The sequence below is a fragment of the Haloglomus litoreum genome, from assembly GCF_029338515.1.
In the GTDB taxonomy this organism is placed as follows: domain Archaea; phylum Halobacteriota; class Halobacteria; order Halobacteriales; family Haloarculaceae; genus Haloglomus; species Haloglomus litoreum.
On sequence record NZ_CP119988.1, the window covers coordinates 2,198,178 to 2,220,196 of the forward strand.

General features: G+C 66.4%; 26 protein-coding genes and 1 pseudogene. 13 read left to right on the plus strand and 14 right to left on the minus strand.

The annotated features are described in order from the left end of the window. Positions 1-91 precede the first annotated feature (91 nt). Positions 92-1,504 carry an FAD-dependent oxidoreductase gene (locus P2T62_RS10930; protein WP_276261427.1) on the minus strand — a complete coding sequence of 471 codons (1,413 nt, stop codon included), beginning with the start codon at positions 1,502-1,504 and terminating at the stop codon, positions 92-94. Positions 1,505-1,676: 172 nt separating this feature from the next. Between P2T62_RS10930 and P2T62_RS10935 the strand changes: the two genes are divergently transcribed. Beyond that, on the plus strand, positions 1,677-2,534 hold the full coding sequence (locus P2T62_RS10935; protein ID WP_276261428.1) for an SDR family oxidoreductase: 858 nt from the start codon (positions 1,677-1,679) through the stop codon (positions 2,532-2,534). Next, positions 2,527-3,570 carry a patatin-like phospholipase family protein gene (locus P2T62_RS10940; RefSeq protein WP_276261429.1) on the plus strand — a complete coding sequence of 348 codons (1,044 nt, stop codon included), beginning with the start codon at positions 2,527-2,529 and terminating at the stop codon, positions 3,568-3,570. The genes P2T62_RS10935 and P2T62_RS10940 overlap by 8 nt, the downstream gene beginning before the upstream one ends. 24 nt (positions 3,571-3,594) lie before the next feature. Here the strand turns inward: P2T62_RS10940 and P2T62_RS10945 are convergent, their stop codons facing one another. Next, positions 3,595-5,187: a GMC family oxidoreductase gene (locus P2T62_RS10945; protein ID WP_276261430.1), complete on the minus strand. Its 1,593-nt coding sequence runs from the start codon at positions 5,185-5,187 to the stop codon at positions 3,595-3,597. Between the two features lie 63 nt (positions 5,188-5,250). Next, positions 5,251-5,382, minus strand: a complete 132-nt coding sequence (locus P2T62_RS10950) for a hypothetical protein (RefSeq protein ID WP_276261431.1) — start codon at positions 5,380-5,382, stop codon at positions 5,251-5,253. A 186-nt stretch (positions 5,383-5,568) separates the two neighbouring features. On the opposite strand from P2T62_RS10950, the gene P2T62_RS10955 reads away from it, so the two are divergent. Further along, complete coding sequence (locus P2T62_RS10955; RefSeq protein WP_276261432.1) at positions 5,569-5,844, plus strand: hypothetical protein; 276 nt, start codon at positions 5,569-5,571, stop codon at positions 5,842-5,844. Between the two features lie 9 nt (positions 5,845-5,853). On the opposite strand, the gene P2T62_RS10960 is transcribed toward P2T62_RS10955, so the two are convergent. From P2T62_RS10960 to P2T62_RS10975, 4 genes are all read right to left on the minus strand, one after another. Then, positions 5,854-6,048 carry a hypothetical protein gene (locus P2T62_RS10960; protein WP_276261433.1) on the minus strand — a complete coding sequence of 65 codons (195 nt, stop codon included), beginning with the start codon at positions 6,046-6,048 and terminating at the stop codon, positions 5,854-5,856. Between the two features lie 44 nt (positions 6,049-6,092). Further along, the gene (locus P2T62_RS10965) at positions 6,093-7,580 is read right to left on the minus strand and encodes a lipase maturation factor family protein (protein WP_276261434.1); all 1,488 of its coding nucleotides are present in this window, start codon (positions 7,578-7,580) and stop codon (positions 6,093-6,095) included. A gap of 231 nt (positions 7,581-7,811) precedes the next feature. Continuing rightward, on the minus strand, positions 7,812-8,459 hold the full coding sequence (locus tag P2T62_RS10970) for a dolichyl-phosphate hexose transferase (RefSeq protein WP_420028452.1): 648 nt from the start codon (positions 8,457-8,459) through the stop codon (positions 7,812-7,814). Positions 8,460-8,707: 248 nt separating this feature from the next. After that, positions 8,708-8,893, minus strand: a complete 186-nt coding sequence (locus P2T62_RS10975) for a hypothetical protein (protein ID WP_276261436.1) — start codon at positions 8,891-8,893, stop codon at positions 8,708-8,710. Between the two features lie 195 nt (positions 8,894-9,088). Here P2T62_RS10975 and P2T62_RS10980 point away from each other — a divergent pair, with 195 nt between their 5' ends. The 5 genes from P2T62_RS10980 (at position 9,089) to P2T62_RS11000 (ending at position 12,641) form a co-directional block, all read left to right on the plus strand. Continuing rightward, positions 9,089-9,496: a DUF7124 domain-containing protein gene (locus P2T62_RS10980; protein ID WP_276261437.1), complete on the plus strand. Its 408-nt coding sequence runs from the start codon at positions 9,089-9,091 to the stop codon at positions 9,494-9,496. Between the two features lie 155 nt (positions 9,497-9,651). Beyond that, positions 9,652-10,119 (plus strand): DUF5805 domain-containing protein, encoded by a 468-nt coding sequence (locus tag P2T62_RS10985; RefSeq protein ID WP_276261438.1) that lies wholly within the window; start codon positions 9,652-9,654, stop codon positions 10,117-10,119. Next, positions 10,112-11,155, plus strand: coding sequence for a tyrosine-type recombinase/integrase (locus P2T62_RS10990; protein ID WP_276261439.1), 1,044 nt, complete (start codon positions 10,112-10,114; stop codon positions 11,153-11,155). Before P2T62_RS10985 ends, P2T62_RS10990 begins: the two co-directional genes overlap by 8 nt. 190 nt (positions 11,156-11,345) lie before the next feature. Then, positions 11,346-11,897 (plus strand): GNAT family N-acetyltransferase, encoded by a 552-nt coding sequence (locus P2T62_RS10995; protein ID WP_276261440.1) that lies wholly within the window; start codon positions 11,346-11,348, stop codon positions 11,895-11,897. 93 nt (positions 11,898-11,990) lie between these two features. Continuing rightward, entirely contained in the window at positions 11,991-12,641 is a 651-nt protein-coding gene (locus tag P2T62_RS11000; protein ID WP_276261441.1) for a helix-turn-helix domain-containing protein, read from the plus strand. An 18-nt stretch (positions 12,642-12,659) separates the two neighbouring features. Here the strand turns inward: P2T62_RS11000 and P2T62_RS11005 are convergent, their stop codons facing one another. From P2T62_RS11005 to P2T62_RS11015, 3 genes are all read right to left on the minus strand, one after another. After that, positions 12,660-13,583: a phosphoribosyltransferase HisG-related protein gene (locus tag P2T62_RS11005; protein ID WP_276261442.1), complete on the minus strand. Its 924-nt coding sequence runs from the start codon at positions 13,581-13,583 to the stop codon at positions 12,660-12,662. Between the two features lie 40 nt (positions 13,584-13,623). Continuing rightward, entirely contained in the window at positions 13,624-14,913 is a 1,290-nt protein-coding gene (locus P2T62_RS11010; RefSeq protein ID WP_276261443.1) for a hypothetical protein, read from the minus strand. A 110-nt stretch (positions 14,914-15,023) separates the two neighbouring features. Continuing rightward, the gene (locus tag P2T62_RS11015) at positions 15,024-15,875 is read right to left on the minus strand and encodes an MBL fold metallo-hydrolase (protein WP_276261444.1); all 852 of its coding nucleotides are present in this window, start codon (positions 15,873-15,875) and stop codon (positions 15,024-15,026) included. 117 nt (positions 15,876-15,992) lie between these two features. Here P2T62_RS11015 and P2T62_RS11020 point away from each other — a divergent pair, with 117 nt between their 5' ends. From P2T62_RS11020 to P2T62_RS11040, 5 genes are all read left to right on the plus strand, one after another. After that, on the plus strand, positions 15,993-16,715 hold the full coding sequence (locus P2T62_RS11020) for a DUF2071 domain-containing protein (protein WP_276261445.1): 723 nt from the start codon (positions 15,993-15,995) through the stop codon (positions 16,713-16,715). Then, complete coding sequence (locus P2T62_RS11025) at positions 16,679-17,107, plus strand: hypothetical protein (RefSeq protein WP_276261446.1); 429 nt, start codon at positions 16,679-16,681, stop codon at positions 17,105-17,107. The genes P2T62_RS11020 and P2T62_RS11025 overlap by 37 nt, the downstream gene beginning before the upstream one ends. Before the next feature lie 278 nt (positions 17,108-17,385). Then, positions 17,386-17,712: a DUF8065 family protein gene (locus tag P2T62_RS11030; RefSeq protein WP_276261447.1), complete on the plus strand. Its 327-nt coding sequence runs from the start codon at positions 17,386-17,388 to the stop codon at positions 17,710-17,712. After that, positions 17,702-18,304, plus strand: coding sequence for a hypothetical protein (locus P2T62_RS11035; RefSeq protein ID WP_276261448.1), 603 nt, complete (start codon positions 17,702-17,704; stop codon positions 18,302-18,304). The genes P2T62_RS11030 and P2T62_RS11035 overlap by 11 nt, the downstream gene beginning before the upstream one ends. Before the next feature lie 259 nt (positions 18,305-18,563). After that, on the plus strand, positions 18,564-19,241 hold the full coding sequence (locus P2T62_RS11040) for an IS6 family transposase (protein ID WP_276257837.1): 678 nt from the start codon (positions 18,564-18,566) through the stop codon (positions 19,239-19,241). A gap of 150 nt (positions 19,242-19,391) precedes the next feature. Here P2T62_RS11040 and P2T62_RS11045 read toward each other — a convergent pair whose 3' ends face one another. From P2T62_RS11045 to P2T62_RS11060, 4 genes and pseudogenes are all read right to left on the minus strand, one after another. Further along, positions 19,392-19,826, minus strand: coding sequence for a DUF5518 domain-containing protein (locus tag P2T62_RS11045; RefSeq protein WP_276261449.1), 435 nt, complete (start codon positions 19,824-19,826; stop codon positions 19,392-19,394). Further along, positions 19,823-20,263: a DUF6326 family protein gene (locus P2T62_RS11050; RefSeq protein ID WP_276261450.1), complete on the minus strand. Its 441-nt coding sequence runs from the start codon at positions 20,261-20,263 to the stop codon at positions 19,823-19,825. Before P2T62_RS11050 ends, P2T62_RS11045 begins: the two co-directional genes overlap by 4 nt. A gap of 137 nt (positions 20,264-20,400) precedes the next feature. Continuing rightward, positions 20,401-21,249 carry an ABC transporter permease gene (locus P2T62_RS11055; protein WP_276261451.1) on the minus strand — a complete coding sequence of 283 codons (849 nt, stop codon included), beginning with the start codon at positions 21,247-21,249 and terminating at the stop codon, positions 20,401-20,403. Between the two features lie 29 nt (positions 21,250-21,278). Further along, positions 21,279-21,950: pseudogene (locus P2T62_RS11060) on the minus strand (ABC transporter ATP-binding protein); the annotation flags it as partial. Positions 21,951-22,019: the final 69 nt, after the last annotated feature.

A 22,019-nucleotide genomic window follows, 5' to 3' on the forward strand; every position in this document is an offset into this window, starting at 1 on the left:
GAAACGTGTTTACTCACCAAGGAGGGGGAATCGGCATCTTCTACGTGCTGTGTCGGCCCGTCTTCCGCGTTCTCGCGTTCGGCCTCCCGCCTCAGAGTTCTCCGGAGAGGACCTTCGCCGCCACGAGCACCGGGTCCCAGACGGGGCTGAAGGGTGGCGCGTAGGCCAGGTCCGAGCGCTCCAGCTCACCGACGGTCATCCCGGCCTCGAGGGCCGTCGCGACCGTGTCGATGCGGATGGCCGCCCGGTCCGTGCCCACGAGGCTGCCGCCGAGCAGGCGGCCGCTCTCACGGTCCGCACACAGCGTCACGGTCGTCTCGGCGCCCCCGGGGTAGTAGCCCGAGCGCGAACCGGCCGTGATCGTCTCCGAGACGGGCTCGAACCCCTCGTCCCGGGCGCGCTCGTGGTCGAGGATGCCCGTCCGCCCACACCCCTGCTCGAACGCCTTGACGACCGCGGTGCCGGCGATGCCGCCCACGGGCATCGGGGCCCCGGCCACCGTTGCACCGACGGCGCGGCCCTCGCGGTTGGCCGTCAGTCCCAGGGGAACCCAGTCGGACTCGCCGGTGACGACGTGGCGCGACTCCGAGCAGTCGCCGGCGGCGTAGACGCCCTCGACCGTCGTCTCGCCGAACTCGTCGACGACGACGGCGCCGCTCGTACCGCACTCGACCGGCGTGTCCGTCAGCAGGTTCGTGTTCGGGCGAACGCCGATGCCGACCACCGCGATGTCGACGTCGTGGGTCGTCCCGTTCGCGCGGACGGCCTCGACCTCGCCGTCGCCCTCGATGGCCGCGACCTCCGTCGAGAGGTGGAGTTCGACGCCCTCCTCCCGGAGTTCGTCGGCGACCACCTCGGCGACGTCCTCGCCGAACGGCGGCAGGAGCCGGTCCGGTCGCTGGAACAGGTGGATGTCGAGGCCGTGGGCGGCGAACGCCTCGGCCATCTCGACGCCGACGTAGCCGCCGCCGACGATGGCGGCCGTCTCGGGCGGCTCCCGCCCGGCGAACGCCGCCACGCGCTCGGCGTCGACGTACTCGATGTCGGCGCCCCGAACCGGCTCGTCGGGTGGCGTGAGGAACGCACGCACGGCCGCCGCGGCGTCCATGCTGTGCATCGTGAACGAACCCGACAGGTCGAACCCCTCGATGGGGTCGGTCGTGGCGTGGGCGCCGGTCGCGACGAGCAGGTGGCCGTAGGGTTGCTCCAGGGACCCCTCCGGGCCCTCGACGGTCACCGTGCCCCGGTCGGTGTCCACATCGACCACCTCGTGCTCGCGCCGGAGGTCGATGTCGCGCTCCCGTACCTCCGCTGGCGTGAGCGACAGCAGGTCGGCCAGGGAGTCCACCTCGCCCTTCACGTAGTACGGCATCCCGCAGTGGGCGTACGACACCCATGTTCCCCTCTCGAAGACGACCACATCGCGCTCTGGCTGCTCGCGCTTGGCCTTGCTCGCGGCACTCAGTCCGGCCGCGTCACCACCGATCACGACGAACGGGTCCATGGGTGCCGGCGCGCGGGCCGGGTACTTCGGTGTAGCGGGGGTGTGCGCGACCCCCTCGTTGCTGTCACCGCGCCGACGCCCACCGGGCGACGGGTGCGCTCCCCCCGAGCGGGTGACCGGCCCCTCGCATATCGGGCGTATCGTTTTGTCACCCCGGCGTGTCGGTCCACCTGTGACCGACTCCGACCTCCCGGACCCCGAACTCACGGACGACTCGCTGCTCACCCTGGACGACTCGCGCTTCACCCCCGACAACGTCGCCCTCGTCACCGGCGCCGCGTCCGGTATCGGCCGGGCCACGGCCGCGGGGCTCGCGGCGAACGGCCTCACGGTCGTCGGGGCAGACATCGACGAGGAGGGCCTCGGCGGCACCGCCGACATCGTGGCCGACCTCGCCGACGAGGGCGCCTTCCACGAGGCCCCCACGGACCTCACCGACGACGAGGACGTGGCCGCGATGGTGGAGGCCGCCGCCGACGCGGGGCAGTTGCGCTACGTCGCCAACATCGCCGGGATGCAGCACATCTCGCCCATCTCGGGGTTCCCGATGGAGAAGTACGACCTCCTGCTGGACGTGATGCTCCGTGCCCCCTTCCTCACCGCGAAGCACGCGATGCCACACATCCAGGACTCCGACGACGGTGCGGGAGCCATCGGCAACATGTGCTCGGTCCACGGCCACTACGCCACACAGGACAAGGCGGCCTACATCACCGCCAAGCACGGGCTCCGTGGGCTGACGCGCTCCATCGCTGCCGAGGGCGGGGGTGCGCTCCGGTCGTTCTCGGTCTCCGTGGGGTACGTGCTGACGCCGCTGATGGAGAACCAGATCGCCGACACCGCCGCGGAACGCGGCATCTCCGAGAGCGAGGTCGTCGAGGACGTGATGCTGGGCCAGGCCCGGACGAAGGAGATGATGACGCCCGCGCAGGTGGCCAACCTGTTCACGTTCGGCTTCTCGTCCCACGGCCAGCACCTCAACGGCGGTGATATGCTCTGGGACGGCGGCTACACCACCACGTATGAGTGACGGCGGCGATGGCGGCAGCCGTGAGGGGGAGCGCACGGACCCGGGTGGCGCGAGTGCAGTTCTGGATGGCGTCGCTGCCGATGGAGCGAACGTCGCCATCGCCTGCCAGGGCGGTGGCAGCCACACGGCGTTCACCGCGGGCGTCCTGCGGGGTCTGCTGCGGAACTGGCGGGAAGACGACACGCTCGTCGGCCTCTCGGGGACCTCCGGCGGCGCCGTGAACGCGGTCACGGCCTGGTACGGCCTCACGACTGCCGGGAGCGGGCGTGCCTGCGACCTCCTCGACGCCGTCTGGGACGACATCGCTGCGGAGACCCCGACGGAGCGGTGGACCAACGACTCGTTCGTCTGGCTCAACCGCGTCGAGGCGAGCGGCTTCCCGGTGCCGCGGGTGAGCCCGTACTACCTCCCGTCGGCGAAGCGGGCACAACGGGAGTTCCGCGAGGTCATCGAGCGCCACGTCGACTTCGCGACGATACGGGACCTCTGCGACCGCGGGGACTACCCCCACCTCGTCGTCGGCACGGTCGACATCAACGGCGGCGAGTTCGAGACGTTCACCGACCAGGACATCACGGCGGAGGCGGTCCTGGCGTCGGCGGCCGTCCCCGAACTGTTCCCCGCGGTCGAGATCCACGGCCACTACCACTGGGACGGACTGTTCAGCCAGAACCCGCCCGTCCGTGACCTCATGCACGTCGCCCCCGAGCGCAAGCCCGACGAGCTGTGGGTCGTCCAGATCAACCCCCAGGACCGCGAGGGGCTCCCGACCTCCCCCGACGAGATCGCGGACCGTCGGAACGAGCTCTCGGGCAACATCTCGCTGAACAAGGAGCTCCGCTTCATCGAGCAGGTCAACGACTGGGTCGCGGCCGGCCGCCTGCCCGAGTCGGAGTTCTCGCAGACCACCATCCGGCGCATCGAACTCGACCAGCGGTTCGACCAGCCGAGCAAGCTCGACCGCTCCCGGGACTTCCTGATCGACCTGATGGACCGGGGCGAGGCGAAGGCGGAAGCGTTCCTCGCGGGGCGGTGACTCGAGGACCGACCCGCGAACGGCTCAGTCCTGGATGAGATCGGCGGCCCGCTCCGCGATGGCGATGGTCGGGGCGTTGGTGTTCCCGCCCGTGAGGGTCGGCATGATCGAGGCGTCGACCACGCGCAGCCCGTCGACCCCGTGGACCCGGAGTTCGTCGTCGACGACCGCGTCGTCGCCGCTCCCCATCCGGCAGGTGCCGACGGGGTGGTAGACGGTGTGGGAGGTCTCGCGGACGTGTTCGGCGAGTTCCTCGTCGGTGGTGCGGTCCTCGCCGGGCCACACCTCGTCGCCGCGCACCTCGTCGAACGGCTCGGCCTGCACGATCTCGCGGGCGCGGCGGATGCCCTCGACCAGCGCGTCCATGTCGGCCTCCTCGTCGAGATAGTTCGGGTCGATGACCGGGTCGTCGAACGGGTCCGCGGAGGCCAGGCGGATCTCGCCGCGGCTCTTCGGGCGCAACTGGGTCGTGCCGATGGAGAAGCCGCGCCCCTCGTCGGGGTTGTCGAAGCCGTGGCGCATGTAGTAGCCCGGAGCGAAGTGGAACTGCAGATCCGGCGCGTCGAGGTCGTCGGCGGTCCCGGCGTGGATGAACCCGCCGGTCTCCGCGACGTTGGAGGTGAGTCGCCCGCGCTTCGCGCCGAAGTAGAGCGCCAGGTCCACGGGGTCGCCAGCCCCGTCCAGCGTCGAGTGCCACCCGCCCTCGCACTCGTGGACGACGAACGAGAACAGGTGGTCTTGGAGGTGCTGGCCGACCGGGAGGTCCTGCACGACCTCGATGCCGTGCTCGCTGAGGTGCTCGGCGGGACCGATCCCCGAGAGCAGCAGCAGTTTCGGTGAGTCGACCGCGCCCGCCGACAGGACGACCTCCTCGTTGGCGTCGGCTCGGACCCGCATATCGTCGGCCTGGAACTCGACCCCGGTGGCTCGACCGTTCTCGAGGAGGACTTGGGTCGCACGCGCACCCGTTCGGGCCGTCAGGTTCGGTCGGTCGAGGACCGGCTTCAGATAGCCGGCGGCGGTGCTGTGGCGCTGTCCCCTCTTCTGCGTGAGGTGGTAGCGGCCGACGCCGGCCTGCTGGGGGCCGTTGAAGTCGTCGTTGCGGTCGTACCCGACGGCCGCGGCCGCGTCGACGAAGGTGTCCGACAGCGCGCGTGGCGAGCGCGGTTCGCTCACCGCGAGTGGCCCGCCGGTCCCGTGCAGCTCCCGCGGTCCCGGGCGGAAGTCCTCCGCACGCTCGAAGTACGGCAGCATCTCCTCGTACCCCCAGCCCTCGTTACCGCGCCTGGCCCACTCGTCGTAGTCCTCGGCGTGCCCGCGGATGTAGATCATCGCGTTGAGACTGGAGGACCCGCCCAGCGTCTTGCCGCGAGGCCAGTACAGCTCGCGGTCGTTCATCTCGGACTGCGGCTCGGTGTGGTAGTCCCAGTCCGGCTCGCCGTGGAACAGCTCCGAGAACGCCGCCGGGATGTGGATCTCGCGCTGATCGTCCGGTTCGCCCGCCTCCAGCAGGAGCACCGTCGTCTGGTCGTCCGCGCTCAGTCGGTTCGCGAGCACGCAGCCCGCCGACCCGGCGCCCACGATGACGTAATCGTACGTGGCCGTTCGTGGTGGCATGGGTATCCACCACACGGCGAGGGGATAACCCTTCGCCCGCGACCCGGTCCGACGGTGGCGCCGCTACTCCAGGAACGCCAGTGCGGTGAGGTGCCCCTCGGTCTCGAGCGCGTCGTCGATGGGGGCCGTACTGGCGCTCGGCACCTCGGCGCCGTCGACGAGGACCGACGGCCCCCCGAGGAAGCGTGATGCCATCCTGAGCCACGTCGATACCCTCGAGGGGCGCCAGGTCAGCGCACTGACGGCGTTGCGCTGAACCGGCCGGTGTCCGCTCTCGGCCCCGAGGTCCGACAGTCGGCGACCATGCGTCCGCCGGAGATACTTCAACCCCCGGTGGATTCCGGCAGCAGGACGATGGTGAACGGGTAGTCAGTACCACACATGGTGGGAGGATTCGTCTGCGCACGCTGTGACCAGCTGTACGAGGACCGCCCGGGGAGCTGTCACGAGTGCGGCCACGAGGGGATGCAAACGCTCACGTTCAGCGAGTTCCGCCAGCGTCGACGAGCCGGCGGCGAGCCCTGGTCCGAATCGGACGGGGGACATGGTGGGCTCCGGACGACCGCGATGGTCGTCCTGGCCGTCGGACTCGTCGTCGTCGGGCTGGCCGCCATCGGTATGGGTACGATGGCGATGGGTGTCACCGTCCCCTTCTGAGGCGCCCGGTCATCGCCTGCGTCCGCGGTCGGCGCCCACCTCCAGCTCGTGGCCGATGCCGACCGCGAGCGCCACACAGCCCAGGAGGGCCACCGCGACCCCGGCCACCCAGACGGCGGAGGGTCGGGCGGCCCACTCGGCCAGCCAGAGGCCGCCGAGCAACGTGAGCCCGCCCGCGACGACGAACTGGACGAACCGCTCCATACCTCGGCCGGCGGGTCGCTCGACAACGAATCTTCGGGTGAAGGTCAATCGAGCGTCGCGCCGTACCGCCGACTCCCGAGGTCCGCCTCCGAGACGGGCCGGACGTACGAGCCCACGCGCTCACGATACCACCACCGGCCGGTCTCGGCCCGCTCCTCGGGCGAGGTGAACTCGTACCGGTAGCGGACCGCCCGGACGTACTCGGGTGGCTCGTCCGGGAACGGGTCGGTGGCCAGCAGCGAGCGGGTCGCCTCGTCACCCTCCAGGAGCTTCCTGAGGAACCGTGGGAACCAGGGGCTCCGACGCGGGGTCGGCGCCATCGCGGCGAACCAGAGCTGCCAGTCCAGGCGCAGGTGGTAGGGCGCGACCTGTCTCGGGCGCTGCTCGGGGTCGGTCGGCTTGCCGGGGAACTCGTAGGTGCGCCACTCGGTGTCCGGGCCGACCTCCGCGTCGGCCGTCCCCTGGACGACGATCTCGTAGCGGTCCCGCGTGATGGAGCCGAAGGCGCCGTACGTGTTGACGAGGTGGAGCGGGTCGTAGGAGGTGTTCATCACCTGCGTCTCCGAGATGGTGTTCAGCGCCGGCCGGACGCTGAGCGCCAGGACCACCAGCGCCACCAGGATCACCAGCACGACGAACGGGAGCGGTGCCGCGGTCGTCGCCGGCGCGGCGACCGGGAGGAGCCCCGCGAGCACGCCATCGGAGACGGTACTGAACGCGAGGACGATGGTCAACGCGTTCAGCCAGGAGAAGTTGCCCGTGAGCATGAGCCAGCCCTGGAAGGCGATGGTCACGACGCCCGCGATGGCGGCGAACGGTTGCGGGGCGAAGTACAGGAACGGGACCGCCAGTTCGACCACGTGGTTGCCCAGCGTCTCGGCGCGGTGGAAGCGGTCGGGCAGGTGGTGGGCGTACCACGACAGCGGGTTGGGGATGGGCTGGGTCTCGTAGTGGTGGTTCATGCAGGTCAGGTCGCGCCAGCAGTCGTCGCCGCGGAGCTTGATGAGGCCCGCGCCGAACATGTTGCGGAAGAGGACCCAGCGGAGGAGCCACACGACCACCCCGGGCGCGGGCGTCCCGGGGTCGCCGAGGAAGATGGCGAGGAACCCCGCCTCCAGCAGCATCGACTCCCAGCCGTAGCCGTAGAAGACGCCGCCCGCGTTGACGAACGACTGGTAGAGCGCCCAGAGGAGGAACCACAGCGCCATCGACGCCGGGAGCGCGAACGGTGCGGGGATGGCTGCGGGCGCACCGACGAGTGCGAGGGCCGAGAGGCCGACGCCGGCCCAGGCTCCGACGGCGATGGCGCGGTCCGACGGGACGTAGTAGAAGATGCTCGGGCGCTCGCGGAACGACGCGCGCTCGACGTAGCCGCGGAGGGGCCGGAGGCCGTCCTCGCCGGCGAGGGGGCGGAACTGGGACGCCGCGACGAGGAAGGCCAGCAGATAGATCAGTGCCAGCCCCCGCCGGACGAGGAAGCGAGCGAACCAGTAGCTCCCTCCGGCAGGGAGCCCCAGCTCGGAGAGCACCATGGGCGGGCCTGAATCGGGCGACGTGCAAAGGCGTTGCCGACGGACGCGGCCTCCTGCCGCGGAGCGGCTGCTCGGGGCCGCTGTGTCGTCTCTCCGACAATCGCCGACCGGCGCGACCCGCGCCAGTTCTGTATAGCGAGATGCGGTTTACGAGTTCGAGAGCGGACGCACCTTGCTGCCAGGTAATATATGGAGAATGATAATTCGGCCCCAGAACCGTGGGTTCGCGCCCTACCGGAACCGTTCTTCGAGCGAGACCGTCACGATGGACTTGAGGATCTCCGCACCGCCCTGGATGGGGTCGAGCTTCGTCTCACCGGCCCGCTCGGCGTACGTGATGGGCTCCTCGCGGACCTCGTATCCCCGCATCAGCGGCCGGATGAGCAGCTCCGCGGAGAGGCCGGTGTTCTCGGTCCACTCGATCTTCTCGATGACCTCGCGGCGGTACGCCCGCATCCCCGTGGTCGTGTCGTGGACGCGCTCGCCCATCAGGACGGAGGCGATGGCGGCGAACGCGGCGTTCCCGAGGCGGTTGAACGCGGGCATCGCGTCGGCCCCGTAGTAGAGGCGGTCGCCGGAGACGACGTCGTATCCCTCGTTCACGAGGTCGAGGAACTCCGGGAGCGCGTCCATCGGGTAGGTGTCGTCGCAGTCCGTCGTCACCACGACCGGGCGAGAGGCCGTCAACAGCGCCTCACGGACGGCCACGCCGTACCCCTGTGGTTCCTGCTCGACGACCGTCGCACCGTGCTCACGGGCGATCTCTGGAGTCCTGTCGTCGGAGCCGTCCACGCAGACGACCTCCGCGCGGCCGTCGGTCACGCGCTCGATTTCCTCCAGTACGGTCGCGATCGCGGCCTCCTCGTTGTACGTGCCCATCACGACGCTGAGGTCGTCGAACGTGAACTCGTCGGCCACCTCGTCGGAACTGTCGGCAGGCGCCGCCGTCGACGCATCGCCCTGCTGCTGGCTCATACTCCCGCGTTCGTGAGCGCCCACTTGAGGTTTTAGGTTTGCCAAAAACAATCGCAGGGCCGAACTCGCAGGCTCGACGGTCGATTATCGGATAGAACAACGACTATCGTGTGGAAATCCGGGAAAGCACAGAAATCTCGTGGATTACGCGGTTATCGCAGGTCGGCCGCACCGGGCTCGATCTCCTCGCGGTGCTGGTTCGCCTCGGTTCCCGTCGTCTCGGGTGGGCGCTCGAATCGCCGGCGGCGGATCGTCGCGCCACCGTCGGTCCGCGTCGTGTGGGTCGTCGGGTTGGTCGTCATCGGAACCATCGGGGCCGTGTCGTTGGGGTCGTACATCGGTATCTTGGGTGTGTGGGTGCGCTTCCGCATCGATGCTGCTGCCGGCCAGGGGGAGAATCAGTAGCGTACGGGTACAGCGAGCATCGGTCTTCACTCCTCCCGAAGGGCCGAACCATCATAAACGTTCATGTCCGAACAACGGTTGCCGACGGCGGTCGCTACGCTTAGGGGCACGCACCACCGCGTACCGGTGTGGCGACCGGACTGACGCTCGCGTTCGACCTGGCGGCCCTGAAGCGCCTCTCAGCGCCCGCTGTGGCGTTCGAGGACGCCCGGCGCTGGAGCGAGAACCTCGGCGTGGTGACCGATCAGCCGCCGTACGTGCTGACGAAGTTCACCCGCGAGCACGGGTTGCGCAACGACTTCCCCCCGGAGCCCGCGCCCGCCGTCGAGACGCTCGACCACATGCGGACCCACCACGACACCGAGCGGTACGTGTACGTGGTCGCGGACGAGGGTGGCGCGAGTGCCGAGGGGTGGGAGGTGCTCCCCATCTCGGAGGCAGCCGAACGAGCCGGGTGGGCGATGGCGCCCGACCCCAGGTCCAGGCTGGACTCCGACCCGTCGGTGCCCGACGAGGACGACTCGGACTGGCCATGAGTTATCGTCTGTTCTGCCCGATAGCTGATTAGAAACCCTAGATTGGACGATATGAATCCACAGATCGCCTGTTTCGAGCCCCCACATTCGGTGATAACTGCTCTTATCGTCGTGTCTGACGCAGATTGAAGTGCGGCCCGCTCGAGGGGGTGGACATGAGCACGGACGGGTCGGAGACGGAACGCGTCTCGGTGAGCACCTACATCCCGGCCTACCAGCGCGCGACCTGGGCGGCCGAGGCCGAGTCGATGGGCGTGAGCCGTAGCGAGTACGTCCGACTGATGGTCCAGGCCGGACGCCGCAGCTTCGACCTCGACGGAACGGCCGGGAACAGCCCTCAGGACACCGAAACCGGGCAAAGCGGCTCGCCGGGCGAAAGGGTTACCGAACACAACCCCGAGGAAGGCCATGAACCGGGGTCCGACCCTGGGGGTGACGGCCTCGAAGAGCGTGTCCTCGCAGCCCTCGATTCCGACGACTACCTGGGGTGGGACGAGCTGGTCGACGAACTGACCGGTGGCCTGGAGGACCGCCTGGAGGAGACGCTCGACGACCTCCTGACCTCGGGGCGCGTGAAACACAGCGGTCGCCACGGCGGGTACACGGTGGTCGCGGATGAGTGAGGCCCGAACCGGCGAGACCGGCGCCGTCGACGACCCGGTCGCCTACTTCCTGGAGGACCTGACCTACCACGGCAAGACCGAGCGGACCCGGGACGCGTACGAGCGGGTGCTTCGCTCCGCGGAGCGGTTCATGGACGGGCGCGGGACCACGCTCGCCGAGGCGACGCGCCGTGACTGCATGGCCTGGGTCCACCGCCTGCGCGGGGAGTACGCCGACAGCACGGTCGCCTCGTACGCCTCCTACCTCCACCGGTTCTACGGGTACATGGTCGAGGTCGGGACCTTCGATCGGAACCCGATGGCCCTGGTCACCGACGAGATGGACGAGACCATCGATACGGACCCTGCACGCCGGGAGATCGACCTCCGGCGGATGCGCGCGTTCGTCGCCGGCCTCGAACACCCGCTGGAGCAGGCCGTGGTCGTCACGCTCCTGAAGACCGGGATGCGTGTCGGGGAGCTCTGTAACCTGGACCTGCGGGACTGCTCGCTGACCGACGAGGAGGTCCGCGCGGCGTTCGACGTGCCGCCGCGTGGCGGTCTCGACGGCCGCCCGGACTCGATCTACGTCCCCAGCGAACCCTCGCGCGGCGAACCCTACAACGGGGAGGAGCGGACCGCCTCGAACAAGCGCAAACGGGCCACGGTGGTCCCCGTCGACGCCGAACTCGAAGCGGCGCTGAAGCGGTGGCTCGCCGTCCGTCCCGACGCGCGGTCACCCGCAGAGCCGCTGTTCTGCAGCACGAAGGACGAGTGGGGGGCCCGCCTCACTCCGAAGATGGTCAGGTCGTTCGTCACCGACCACGCCCGCGAGGCCGGCTGGTACCGCTCCGGCGGCGGCGCCGAGGAGAACGTCACGCCCCATTACTTCCGCCACTTCTTCACGACCCACCTTCGGGACCGAACCGGGGACAGGGGCGTCGTCAAGTACCTCCGCGGCGACGTGGCCCAGGACGTCATCGACACCTACACGCACAACTGGGGCGACCGCGTCCGCGAGGTCTACGAGGCGAACATCTACTCGCTCACGGCCTGAATTGTCGGTCCCCGTTCATTCCACTCCCGCCAGCTCCGTCGCCGCCGCGACTCGTAAACTGCATATCGCTATACACAATGGTGGGGTCGGCTCCCGCCGATCTGTGTCGCGTTTCGGACAGAGAGCGCGTACTGGAGGACGCTCCACCGCGACGGCGAACGCCTTTGTCCCGGGGCGCGCATCGGGGATTATGCCAGGCGCAGTGTTCCTCGCGGACGAGAGTGGCGACCTGACGCTCCGGACGATCGAGGAGTCGGACGTCCCGCAGTTGACCGAATGGGCCAACGACCCGGAACTCCGGCGCGCGACGGGCGAGCAGGCCACCCCCTCATCCGAGTCGTTCGAGCGGTCCTACTGGCTCGGCCGGGGCGACGACCCCGACTGCGCCTCGCTGCTCGTCTGCTCCGGAGACGAGGCTGTCGGGCTCGTGGAACTCGATGGCATCGACGGCACGAACGGTGTCGCGGAACTGGGGGTCCTGCTCGACCGGGAGGTGCGGGGGTCGGGCCTGGCCGACCGGGGGATGTCCCTCCTCCTGACCCACGCGTTCGAGGAGCTCCGACTGCACCGCATCACCGGGGAGGTCTACGCGGACAACGACCGATCACGCCGGCTCCTCGAGCGCCTCGGCTTCACGCACGAGGGGACGCGCCGCGAGGACGCGTTCTCCGGTGGTTCGTACCGGGATACGGCGGTGTACGGCCTCCTGGCAACGGAGTGGTCCACCGACGGGCCGGACTGAACACCTGTTCACGGTCCGTCTTCGGTTGAATCAACTCCACGACCTTCCGGGAAAAGATTATCATGCGAGCACCGGAACCTGAGGGAACGATTCATGCGGTTCGTCGAACTGGTCGTCAACCCGGACGAGGGGTGGTCGCGGTTCGGTCGCGTGGTGGCCGACGACCCCGGGGTCACCCGGGAGGCCATCCACCAGCTCGAGTTGATGGCGGACGGTAGTGTCGTCATGCTCTACGAGCTCTCGGGCGACCACGACCGCATCACCGAGCTCCTCGACGAACACTTCGATGCGGACGCCTCCGAGATCTCCGAGATCGCCGGGAACGTCCTCGTCTACGCCCATCACGACCCCAGCCCGACGGTCGACGGCCTGTTGCGCATCCCACGGGAGCTTGGTATCGTCGTGGACACGCCGCTGGAGTTCACCCGCGACGGCGGCATCAGGCTCACGCTCGTCGGGGAGGAGGCCGACATCCGACAGGCCATCGCCGCCGTCCCGGAGTCGGTGGCCCACACCGTCGAGCGGACCGGGAACTACCAGCCCGACCAGACGCGGCTGTTCGCCGAACTGACGGACCGACAGCAGGAGATCCTCCTCACCGCCCTGGAGATGGGCTACTACGAACAGCCACGTCGGGCGACCTACGAGGACCTGGCCACGGAACTCGACTGTACGAAGACGACGGTCGGCGAGCACCTGCGGAAGGCGGAGGAGAAGGTCCTCACGGGCATCGCACCGGACTGACCGGGCGGTCCCGGGGGGTCAGTCGGTCGCGGGCGCGACCAGTTCCGTCTCGGACTCGTCGATGAGCAGGTCCGCCAGCGCCCGGGCCGAATCGCCCAGTTCGGCGACGTTCTCCAGCAGGACGGTCTCCGATGGGAACAGCTGCTCGCCCAGTAGGAGGCCGTGCTCTCGGGCCGTCGAGCCCGTCACGGTGAGGTAGACGCCGAGCCCCGTCTCGGCGATGGCGGCCTCCTCCTCGAGTTCGGGGTCCGTGTACGTGAACTCGATGCCCTCCAGCGCGTCCGTGCCGAGGACCGCCTCGACCAGCCGCTCGTAGCGGGGTGAGATGCACAGCGGCCCCTCGTAGTCGGCGACGAACGAGCGGTCCAGCGGGTCGCCGCCGTCACCGCGCACGTCCGGCGTCGCCAGCAGCGTGTGGTAGACCGTATCGCCGAGCCCGCCGGAGACGCGGACGTCGGTGTCCATCGGGTCGATGCGTGCGTTCACGTCCGCCAGCGAGGCGAGGGGCTCGGGCCGGAGGCCGACGACCTCCTCCAGCACGAGGTCGGCCGAGTCGAAGCCGAGCGCGAACTCGTGCTTGCGGAGTGCCCGGAACGGCTCCTCGCGCCCGACGAGCTGCACCTCGCCAGCCGGCGTCGGCACACGCAGGGAGTCGAACACCACTCGGCGGGGGAACCCGTCGCGAGCGTCCCGCAACAGGGTGTACTCGGGGGCGTGCCGGTTGTCGGGGTCGGAGTAGTCGGCCAGCCGCTCGTACACCGACCGGTCGAGGTCGCGCTCGCCCTTGGTGACGGCCTTCTCGAGCCGGAGCGTGGAGATGACCTCGTCGACGCGGTCGGTCGCGTCGCCCGCACCGGCGCCGTCGGCGTGATGGGCCACGCGCTCGAGGACGGCCTCCAGCGGGCGACCCTTCCGTGGCACCGCGACCTGCACGGTCGTCATTGGAGGGGCAATCGGAACTGCGGGAGAAAAGCCGTCCGATTTAGTTGCCGGCCAGCGCCTGCCGGAGGTTGTCGAGCGTCTGGATGTCGTCCTCCATCTCCTCGAGTTCGGCCTCCACGTCGGCGACGCGGTCGGCCAGGTCGTCGCCGAGTTCGTCCTCCATGGCCCTCAGGTCGGCACGGAGGTCGGCCACGTCCGTCTCGATGGTGTCGACCCGGTCGTCCAGCGAGTCCGTCGTCCGGCCCACCGCCTCCAGCCGCTCGTCGACCGTGTCGAGTCGGTCGTCCACCGCGGAGACGTCGCTCTCGACGGCATCGACGGTCCCCTCGAGGCGCTCGACGCTCGCGTGGACATCCTCGAACTCCTCCTTGAGCGCCAGCAGGTCATCGGCCGTCCCGGCGTCGTCGAGGAACTCCTCCAGCGCCGCCGTGTAGGCGGCGACCTCGTCGACGTCGGACTGGAGCTTGTCCAGCTTCGCCTCCACGTGCCCGGGAACCTCCGCCTCGGTGCTCAGGTCGTCGATGTCAGGGCCCAGTGCCTCCGAGAGGGTGGCGAGGTCCTCCTCGGCCACGTCGCCCGCCCGGATCTGCGCCGCGAGCGTCGCCGCGAGGTCGTCGACCGCGACCGCCTCGGCCGCACCGTCGCCATGACCCGCCGCCTCCTCGGTATCGGCGGTGTCCTCGGCGGTGCCCACGGTAACGTCGATGTCACCGTCGTCCTCGGCGGCTGGCTCCGTCTCCCCGTCCTCGACGTCCGTGTCGACGCTGGCGATGGCGGACTCCAGGTCGTCGGCGGACGCCTGCGCCGGCCTCGGCGCGTCTCCTTCCGTGTCCGCCTCGTCCGCGTCGCTCTCGTCGGCGGCATCGAGTGGGTCGTCGAGATCCAGCGACGTGTCCGGACCATCCGCTTCGGAGTCGGAGTCCTCGGTCTCCTCGTCGTCCCCGATGATGTCGCTGACGCTCTCCTCGCCCTCGACGCCCTCGATGGACGGTTCGGTCAGGAACCGCTGGATGTCGTCGGTGTCCTTCGCTCGGAGGCCGTAGACGGTGGTGTACTCCTCACCGGCCTCGAACTCCCGCTCGAAGACGATCTGGTCGTCCTCCACGCTCCAGAAGTCGGCCCCGTACTTGGGGTGGAACCCGATGTCCTGTGCCGGAACGTCGTCCGGGACCTGGTCCACGATCCGGATGTCGGTGCTCTCCTCGCGGTCGGAGTGGATGACGAACGCGATGGCCGGGACGGGGAAATCATCGGGCTCGAAGGACTTCTCGACGCTGACGCCCCCCCGCTCGACCACCACTTTCACCTCCTCTGAGTCGGCGTTGCTCATGCTGTGCTATCAACCTGCGACCTCAGTCCCATAAATGTACCCTGAACCGACGGGTCTCCGGCCCGAACGGTAGCGTGCTCGAGCCTCCGGTTGCGACGGGGTCGCGCCGGTCAGAGCGAGACGCTGTCGCCGATCTCGACGACCTCGACGGTCCGGGGGTGACTGAACGACCGCGTGTGGTCGCGGACGCTCCGGGGGTCGGCCGTAAGCCCCTTCCAGATGTCCCAGTGCGAGGGGAGCAGCCGGTCCAGCGCGAGCTGGTCGGCGGCCTCGGCCACCTCGTTGGGCGAGGAGTACCACCGCTTGTAGACGTGCCCGCCGGCCATCCGGTCGAGCAGGCGCCCCGACGAGCCGAAGGCGAGCGCCCCCAGGTCGAGGTCGTGCTGCCGGCCGACCCGTGCGAACTCCTCGCTCGGTCGGGCGTCGCCGCCGTGGAAGAACGTCCCCGCCTCGTGCTCGAACACGTACGAGACCGGGTGCGTCGCGTCCGGGTCGTCGGCGTACTCCACGTGGACCGTCAGCGAGCCGATATCGACGGTATCGCGCTCGGCCACCTCGCGGAAGTCGTCGTCGGACACGCCCTCCGCGTCCGTCCATCCCTCCTCCTCGACCACGGCCAGCGAGTCGTCCGGTGCGAGGTACTCCGCCCCGCCGGCCACGAGCGGTCGCTGCGTCGGGCCGTGGACGTGGTCGGAGTGCTCGTGGGTCGCGAGGACGGCGTCCGGGTCGACGATCTCGGCGAACGCGCCGGGGTCGAACGGCACCGGGACCATCCTGACGAGCCGCGGCGGGTCGCCGACCCCGCAGTACGGGTCGACGAGGACCGTCGTCCCGTCGGCGGCCTTCAGTACGAAGCCGTTGCAGCCCAGGTACCAGATATCGACGCCCTCCGGCTCGGTATCGGCCACCTCGCGCGGCAGCCAGTCGCCCCAGTCCGAGGTGCCGAGTTCATGCGCGCACATCTCTGCGTGAGCCTCCACGCTCGCGGGAGCTAAATCCCCCGTATCCCTCGGGTCCCCAGAGCGGTGACGGGCCCTGTCCACCGAAGGCCTATGCTCCGGGCGGGATACGGTCCGGATATGAGCCTCCTCCCGTCCCTCCGCGGGGTCATCGACCGCCGCATCCTGGTCAACTTCAGGCTGGACCCGGAGCCGCTGGCCGACCTGCTGCCGGACGGCTTCGAGCCACGGACGGTCGACGGCGTCGCCATCGGCGGCATCTGCTGCATCCGGCTCACGTCGATGCGACCGGCTGGATTCCCGGCGGTCTGTGGTCTCGCCTCGGAGAACGCCGCCCACCGTATCGGTGTGGCGTACGAGACCGACCGGGGACGCGAATCGGGTGTGTACGTCCCCCGACGGGACACGGACTCGCGGCTGAACCGGTTCGTCGGGCGCCGGACCGTCGGGCGGCAGTCCCTCGCCGAGTTCGACGTCGCGGAGGGTGACGGGCGGTACGAGCTGTCGATGCGGAGCCTCGAGAGCGACGTATCGATGCACGTCTCGGCGACCGAGGCCGAAACGCTCCCCGACGACAGCGTGTTCGAGTCCGTCGCCGAGGCCTCGGCCTATCATCGCTGTGGTGCGGTCGGCTACTGCCCCACGCCGGACGGCGAGGAACTCGCGGGCGTCGAACTGGACACGGACGAGTGGGGGGTCACCCCGCTCGCCGTCGAGTCGGTGGGTGCCAGTCTCTTCGAGACCAGCCTGCCCGACGACGCGGTGGCGTTCGACAACGCCCTCCTGATGGAGGATATCGGTCACGCGTGGCGGCCGCGTGCCACGAGACCGGCCTCGGCCTGATGGGGGTCGGTCGACGGGTGGCCCGTGCGCGGGCCCGCGATGGGACACTCGCCGTCCTGGCGCTACTCGGACTCGTCGGCATTCTGGGGAGTGAGGCCGGCCGACGACTGCGGGACCCCGTCGCGGCGCTCGGCGGGGTCGGAACCGCCCTCGCGGTGGAGTGGGCGTTCCTCCGGTATCCCGACCGACTGCTGTCGCTGTGGGAACGCCCGCTGGTCAACCGGGGGAGCGCGGTCGCGCTCGTCGCAGGGGCGTTCGCCGTACGTCGATACCCCCGAATGCTCGCCGCAGGCATCTGGGGCCTGGCGACGTATCTCGTGTTGCTCGCGCGGGTTGTGCTCCGAGATGGGGGGGACCAGTCGCTTCCGGAGGGTCGCGACGCCGATAGATAAACCATCTATCGGGATACCCAATCCGGGTGCATCGGCGGGACACAAGTTCCGAACGTAGAAATCTACAAACCACCAACTGTCCAACAGTATCTGAGGCATCACTGGCTCAGAGGAGGCTCAATAGCTCCGCCGAGCCCTCTTTGGTCAGAATGTTGTAGTATTATCGAAGGGACCGACGCGAATTGGGCATACAATCGCGTGTCTCAAGCATCGGGAAATGTAGTGACAAGTCATTACACGTCATAACATATAACTCCCTGCACGGCGAACGCCTCTCTATGAGTGGTTCAAGCTACGATAAAACGATTCAGTTCCGTGCCGGGGCCGAAAAAGAGGCTGCGGAGCTCCTCGATGAGATTCATATCGGCGGCGTCAATGTGAGCGAGCTTGCCCGTACCGGGTTGATCAAGATGCTCCGCCGGTCTCTGGACGAACAAGACGAGATCGCGGTCTACGAACGATACAGCCGTGGTGAGATCGACGAAGACGTAGCTCGGGTCCTCCTCGGTGAGAAAATCGACCAGATGGAAGCGGAAAAAGACGCATTCGAGTCGGCAATGGAGCGGGACACCTCAACATTCCTCGCTGAAAGCGATGGCGAGTGACAATCGCCACCCACTCCTGGCCGATACGAGTTCCCTGATTGCCGTTGCGAACACCGACCAGTGGGACGTACTGGCGGAGTCGCTCGCTCTCACCACCACGAACGTCTGCAAGCACGAACTCCAAAACCACGTCAACTCGAACACGTACGCACCCAAGGGAAGCCGCGAACAGTATCTGAAACGAGGCAGCCAGCGTGTACTTGAACACGTAGAGGACGATTCCTCGTCGTGGTCGTGCGTGACTGTCGTTCCACGTCCCCATGGACCGGACGCGGGTGAAGAATCGCTGAAGCAGGAGCTTTCCGAACACGGCGACTCGTATCAGGTCGTCTCACTTCTCGATGGAGCCGCACGCCGGTCGATCAGGCGACTGGTTAACGACCACGGATACGACATTGACGTTGTGGGACCGCCGTACCTTCTCTACGTTCTCCTCGATACCGAGCTCATTTCGAAGGCAGAGTTCTGCAAGGCGACAGGCAAAATGATCCGGACTGAAGGGTGGACTGGATACGAAGTCGTCAAGAACGCGTGGGCCAGCATTCCTGTTGATTGTTCCGAGTTCCTTGACGAAGATGTTCTCCCACCCTGAGAGTTGACAAGTACTGGAACGCTCAATACAGGCGAGCGATGTAACGCGAAGAATCACGATCTATCTAGTTATTGGTAGGAACGGCGTGCAAGATATAGAACTTGTATGCAGTACTCGTCCACCGTTGGTTTCATGCTTTCTAACCTGAATCAGCCGATACGTAGTACTGTGGACTGACCGCTGCAGAAACTTCCAAATGGGCACTGTCTAGTTAGCGCAGATTGAGGAACGAGCAGGTCGTTGAGTGTCTTGCCTAGAGATGCTCGCAGACCTGCTCGAGAACGATTACAACGGCGACTTAGATGAATATTGGGAGCGTGAGCGGACGGCGACGCCCGTCAGGGCGTTCGCCGTCCGGCTTCACGCGACCGGTTGTTCACTCAGAGAAACAGAAGCGATTCTTGCGTCTCTCGGTGTGGAGCGTTCGCATCAGGCGATCTTTCAGTGGGTACATCGGCTGACTGACAGCAGTCCAGACCCGCCGACGGCTTCGCCGTCGCGGGTCGCGGTTGACGAGACTGCTGTCCGGATCAATGGCGACCTGTGTTGGGTGTACGCTGCAATCGACCTTGATACAAAGCTGATTCTGGATGCCCAGATTTTCAAGCGTCACGGCACCGATCCAGCGGCTGCGTTCCTCCACCGACTCCGTGAAAATCACGACTGCGCGAATACCACGTTTTTGACTGACTCGTTCGGCTATCGGACTGCCCTCAATCGATTAGGGCTGAGCGGTCGGGTGGACTACACCGACCGAAACCTCATCGAAAAGTGGTTTCACACCCTCAAGCAGCGCATCGACCGCTTCCATCACTCGTGGGTCGGCAGTCGGCGGAGCGTCCGCCGTTGGATTTCTCACTACGTGCAATACTACAACGAACAACGACCGCACCAATCGCTCGACGGACGAACGCCAGCTGAGGAGGTGCTAAACTAGACAGTGCCTCCAAATGAATATGGTATTTATGATGGTATATATGACTCAATGCGCGTATCGGTCAACTCGAACCGGAATGTTCCGTCGTTAGATACAGGGGGTGTCTTTTAACAGGAACCGAGTTGCACAGTTGCCTGAATTCTTAATCGATTAGACCTCTTCTTTCACGTAGACACCGAGAACGCCACCGAGAGCACTGAGTCCGACAGTGTATACTGCGGCCAATAACACAATGAAGAGTACGCTGACCCACAGCCCGAGTTGAACACCGACACCGGACATCGAAACCACGGGGATGAATAACAGTGCGATGCCAATAATAAAAATAAACGGGACGAAAGCAACGATGCCGGCGAGGGCTCCAACTTTTGCACCGGCGGTGGAATCACCACCTTCCAAGTATCCGGCGATTCCGCCGCCGAGAACCGTCGAAAATGGGATGAACGAGAGTACGATTCCAGCAAGACCACCGATCAAGGCGTTCAGCAGGGTGTTTGGCGCACGGGCGGTCTCGGCTGACTCGTTCGGAGGGGCCGTAGTTCCTATCGCGTCGGTTGTCGAGTGTTTCTGAGACTCGTCTGTCATGTAGAATTCCCCGTAGTCTTTGGCCATTTCCAGGCATACCAGAGAACTAGTGCAAGAAGAACAACTTCTACAGTAGCACCATAATACATATGAGCCCAAGATTCACCCACTATATTGAATAAAGTAAAAGGAATATAGAGTATTGCCACGACGATATTCGTCCAGCGATTCATTTTTGCCGGCAATGCCAGAGACAGGAAAATCATCAAACCCGGAATTGACACAAATACTAGTGCAACCAACGCCCATGTTGGCGTAATGTCAAATGTGAACACTTTTCCAATTAGTATATCCTCAATAGTCCCTGGCTTGTAAAACCCAAAAATATCCACATATACATATAAAAACATAAATGATGTCCACAATGCTGCTAGCTTCAGCTTCACGTTTACATCGATGTCTTCCAACCCCCCTTTGGTTGTATTAGAAGAACTCATAGCTCACGTTTCCCCATTCGCCATAGTTGATCGCCATAGAAGAAAATCGAGATAATCACATATAGTTAGCATGTCGCGTATTGCAAGTAGGGCCTGAGTATTCCAGTGAGGGGAATGGTATCCTGGCCAAGTATGTGTCAGAGGTCCGCACGCTGGAAGACACGAAAACCGATTGCGACGGGTACGAGCAGCCAGAACACGAGTACCACCAGCCCCATCCACGGCGAGACAAAGACTGCGTCGAACGTACTCGCCTCGGGCATCCTGCCGGGTGCGAACGAGCTGTCCGGAATCGCCGCGTTTAGCGTCGCGGTGAATGCTCTCGTGGGCGGAATTAGCATGATTGGGTAGACCCAGGCCGGCCAGTCCGCAGGCGGAGGCAACGAGAATCCACTCACAACGAACACAAGCGTGTTGGTGACGACGCCCCAGAGCAACTCAGTGACGATGTCGAAGCCGGCGGTCAGCACCACGGCTTTCTTCGTCGAGCCGGTCATCGCCGAGAAGCCGATCATGGCGCTTACGAATGTCAGGGCAAAGAACAGGCCAACGACCAACAGGACGAGAGTAGCAACGGGGGCGATATCACCGAGCAACGCCGAGCCCAGCACTATCCCCGCCAGCAGCGAACCAAGTATCGGGATCGCAAGCACACCAGTGCGCCCGACGATCTTACCGAGCATGACCTCACCGCGCGTGTGCGGCAGCGACAGTAGCAATTTGATACTGCCGGACTGGCGCTCGCCGGCGATGGCCTTGAAACAGATGAAGATCGCCGTCAATGAAACGAACATAGAGATGATGTCGGCGAGGACAAAGACCAGGCCCCGCGGCGAGGCGGCACCAACCCCGAACGCTTCGGAGAACAGTCCGTACGCGCTGGCCACTACGAGCGCGAGCAGGACAAAGAATACTGAGATTGCTCGGAAAGGACGCCAGCGGATGGCGTCCCTGAAGTCCTTCCGCGCGACCGCTTGCCAACTCATCGCTCGCCCTCCGTGTAAGCCATGAACAACTCCTCAAGCGACGCCGCCTCGCGCAAGTCCTCGACCGTATCCACGGCGACCAATTCACCATCACGTAGGATTCCCACGCGGTCACACACCGCTTCCACCTGACTGAGGATGGAACTCGAAATTAAGACCGTCGTCCCTTCGGCACTCTCCTCTCGGACGATGGAGCGGACCTCGCGGACACCGGCGGGGTCCAAGCCGGTCGAGGGCTCATCGAGAATTAGCAAGTCCGGATCATCGACCAGCGCCATGCCCAGCGTCAGTCGCTGTTTCCTTCCCTTCGAGTAGTCACCGGCCGGCCGATCCGCTGCGTCGGCGATCCCGACCCGCTCCAGCATCTCCACTGGATCGTCCGGTGCGTCCTTCGAGTCGATGACAAATTCGATGTGCTGGCGGCCCGTCAACCTCTTGTAGATCTGGTACCCTTGCGGCATCACACCAGTGCGTTCCCGGACTGCCTTCGATTCATCCTGGGCGTCGTGGCCGAGCACCATCGCCGACCCAGCTGTCGGCCGGACGAAATCCAGCAAGATGTTGATCGTCGTCGATTTCCCCGCACCGTTCGGCCCCAGAAAGCCAAAGACCTCACCCTGCTCGACGGCCAGATCCACGCCACGCAACGCTTGGACGCCGTCGAACTCCTTCCGGAGCCCATTCAGTTCGATGGTTGCCATATCTACAGGGACGGTTGGAATGGCTATAAAAAGGAGACTCACGGTTAATTGTGAGTAGTATGAGATCGG